This window comes from Alkalibacillus haloalkaliphilus C5, from assembly GCF_000269905.1.
Lineage (GTDB): Bacteria > Bacillota > Bacilli > Bacillales > Alkalibacillaceae > Alkalibacillus > Alkalibacillus haloalkaliphilus_A.
Genome location: NZ_AKIF01000219.1, coordinates 1 through 3,100, shown reverse-complemented (window position 1 = coordinate 3,100; position 3,100 = coordinate 1). Strand labels below are relative to the sequence as shown.

Sequence of the window (3,100 nt, the reverse complement as noted above, 5' to 3'; positions counted from 1 at the left end):
CCTTGGCAGTCTCAGCAGTGTTTGCATCGATGGTAATCGGCCAACCGTTGTCTTTTGCTGAAATGTTGACGGTTGTCATAGTTGGAACACTCGCATCAATCGGAACAGCAGGTGTTCCAGGTGCTGGAATTGTGATGATCGCAACCGTATTTGTCCAGTTGGGCTTACCGATGGAAGCAGTTGCCCTACTCGTTGCAGTAGATGCGCTTGTAGGAATGGGTTGTACAGCACTAAACGTAACTGGTGACTTAACAGGATCTAAAGTTATTAATAAGAGCGAAGAGAAACATGTAAAAGCTCAATCATAATATGTTTTAATCCCTATTAAGGTGGTTGCCATTTTAATAGGGTTTCTTTTAACTTTTTGAAGCTCCACATTTTCTGTGAAATAATGAAAGATAAGAGAAGCGTGGAGGTTTTGTTGTGAGAAGGAACATAGTAAAGCAATTTATGACGAGAAAGCACATCGCTTTGTACATACTAACCGTTCTTCTAATTGTTGGTTCGTTTTGGTTTGTTAATCATAACCATCAGTTTTATGAACGTTCAATCGCTGAGATCGTGGAAGTTGAAACGGTTCAAAGTGAAGAAGTTACAGACCCACACGGTAATGAAGATCAGCTTGTAACACAAAAGTTAAAAGGTGTTATTCAAAATGGTGACTATAAAGGGGTTGTGATTCAGTTAGACAATGAGTATGCCGAATCTCAAGTTTATGACCATGAATATAGCGTTGGAAATGAGTTGTTTGTATCGGTAGACTCCACTGATGAAACTGAAGACTTAACGGGTTCTATACTAGATGTGAAGCGAGATCATTATACGCTATTAATTGCATGGGCTTTTGTCATCATCTTGTTATTAATCGGTCAACTACAAGGTTTTTATTCGGTTATAAGTTTAGCGATTAATGCTTTGATCATTGCTTTGGCATTAGATTTTTATATTCAAACGACAAATATTAGCTTACTTGTCATTAGTGGAGTTAGTATTGTTTTATTTACCGCTATATCTTTACTTTTAGTTAATGGAAATAATGAAAAAACGTATGCCGCAATAGTTTCGACCTTGCTTGGGACGTTGTTTTTGTTTGCGGTTACGGCTGTAGTCATGTGGGGGACAGCTGGAGAAGGTTTACGTTATGAAGAGATGCAATTCGTTACGCGTGCGCCGGAAATGGTGTTTATGGCTGGGGTTTTAATTGGTGCTCTGGGCGCCATTATGGATGTTGCGATCACGATGTCTTCATCTTTATTCAACCTATATGAAAAGAACAACAACATTACTAATAAAGCACTAAAACAATCAGGAATGGATATCGGAAAAGATATTATGGGGACGATGACTAACATTTTGTTTTTCGTCTATATCAGTGGTTCAATACCGATGATTATATTATATTTAAAGAACTCAGCTGCTCTAGGCTTTACGTTGAATATGAATTTGTCACTAGAGTTAGCTAGGGCATTAGCTGGCGGTGTTGGAATTGTTATTACGATCCGATAGGGGTTTATATGACGATTTTCTTTATTAATCGAAAGAGGGCTAGAGTATGAGTGTATTAGTGTGGCTTGCAATTATTTTACTCATCTTAATGGTTGTGATCGGAGGACAAAAAGGGGTGCGGTCATTTATTGCGCTTTTTTTCAATTTCGTTATATTACTAGTCTCAATACTATTAATGGCTGATCCGAACATCGATCCAATCATCGTAACTTTAGTTGCGACAACCATTTTAAGTTGTATAAATCTGTTTTATATAAATGAAATTAATATCAAAACGAAAACCGCATTTCTATCTACAATGGTGACTATTGTTTTTTTATTACTCTTTATTGTCCTCGTAACTGAAAGTGCTTTAATTCAAGGTTTTAGTGAAGAACAGATCGAAGAGATTAAAGGTTTTTCTGTTCATTTAGGAGTTGATTTCGTTAAAATTGCAGTTTCAGTGATTATTATGAGTACAATTGGTGCCATTACAGATATTGCAATTTCAATTTCTTCTCCGATGAGAGAAATTTATCGCCACAACCCAGGTATAAGCAGAAAATCATTATTTTTATCAGGCGTTAGTATTGGTAAAGATATATTAGGAACGAGTACGAATACGTTATTTTTTGCGTTTTTCGGTGGATATATGGCTCTTTTAATATGGTTCATAGACCTTGATTATACGTTAGGCGAAATTATAAATTCTAAAATTTTCAGTGCTGAGATGATAACCATTTTAGCAGCTGGAATAGGGGTTGCGTTAGTGATTCCAATTACATCTTGGTTAGCGGCGTTAGTATTAATAAAATTTGAGACAAAGGAAGTAGAGGAAGAAGAGTAACGAAAGCGAAGGGTAAGAACCCCTTCGCATTACTTCTTTATTAATCTTTTTAAGTCATTGATGGCTTGAGTGTGCATTCCTTCATGAAAGATTGTGCGGATTAAAACTTGTTCAATTGTAAACATCCCCATTTCAGTTGATGGAAACACCTCATCTAAACGCTCGCTATAAAACTCTTTAATTTTTTGTGGTTGTTCACTTAACAATAGTTTTAACTCTTCAAATGTAGGGGTATGCTCATCGAAGTTTGATGGGTTAGTCCCAAAGCCAAACCATTTTTGAAATGAATCGGGGTATAAGTCATCCTTCGTTAACACTTTAATCCACATGTATTGATCCATAAAAACATGACCTAAGTGCCAACGAATGTTGTTGTTGAAGTTGGCAGGGATGATTTCTGCTTCTTCTTTATTTATGTCATTCACATCGTGTAAAAGCCCTTCTCGGTAAGTTTGCAATTGATTAAATAACACTTCATGCTTTTTTTCCATTTTGAGTCCTCCCTTTATGAATAAATATTTCGTTGGAGAACGCAAAAAATCCTTCAATTTCATAATTGGATTTGTGACTAATTTGGAATATTTACTAAGAATGATTAAATAAAATGAAATGTAATGTCACAAAAGTTCTTGTTCCCTCGTCATGGTTAATAAAAGGTAACAAGGGGTTGTTTTTATGGAGAAAAAAGTTTGGGATGTTGCAATTGGTTGGGGGTGGGTTAGCTGGTTACGTTGCAGCTAACTTTTTAGCGGAGTCAAATATATCTAG

General features: G+C 36.1%; 4 protein-coding genes. 3 read left to right on the top strand and 1 reads right to left on the bottom strand.

Going from position 1 to position 3,100, the window contains the following annotated elements; all coding sequences use genetic code 11:
- The 3 genes from A194_RS18885 to A194_RS0115570 all read left to right on the top strand — a co-directional run.
- On the top strand, window positions 1-308 hold a 308-nt coding region (locus tag A194_RS18885; protein ID WP_157783087.1), incomplete at its 5' end, for a cation:dicarboxylate symporter family transporter.
- A 115-nt stretch (window positions 309-423) separates the two neighbouring features.
- Window positions 424-1,506 carry a YibE/F family protein gene (locus A194_RS18880; RefSeq protein ID WP_017187717.1) on the top strand — a complete coding sequence of 361 codons (1,083 nt, stop codon included), beginning with the start codon at window positions 424-426 and terminating at the stop codon, window positions 1,504-1,506.
- 46 nt (window positions 1,507-1,552) lie between these two features.
- Window positions 1,553-2,332, top strand: coding sequence for a YibE/F family protein (locus tag A194_RS0115570; protein ID WP_017187716.1), 780 nt, complete (start codon window positions 1,553-1,555; stop codon window positions 2,330-2,332).
- A gap of 29 nt (window positions 2,333-2,361) precedes the next feature.
- On the opposite strand, the gene A194_RS0115565 is transcribed toward A194_RS0115570, so the two are convergent.
- The gene (locus A194_RS0115565) at window positions 2,362-2,823 is read right to left on the bottom strand and encodes a DinB family protein (protein ID WP_017187715.1); all 462 of its coding nucleotides are present in this window, start codon (window positions 2,821-2,823) and stop codon (window positions 2,362-2,364) included.
- Between the last annotated feature and the right edge of the window lie 277 nt (window positions 2,824-3,100).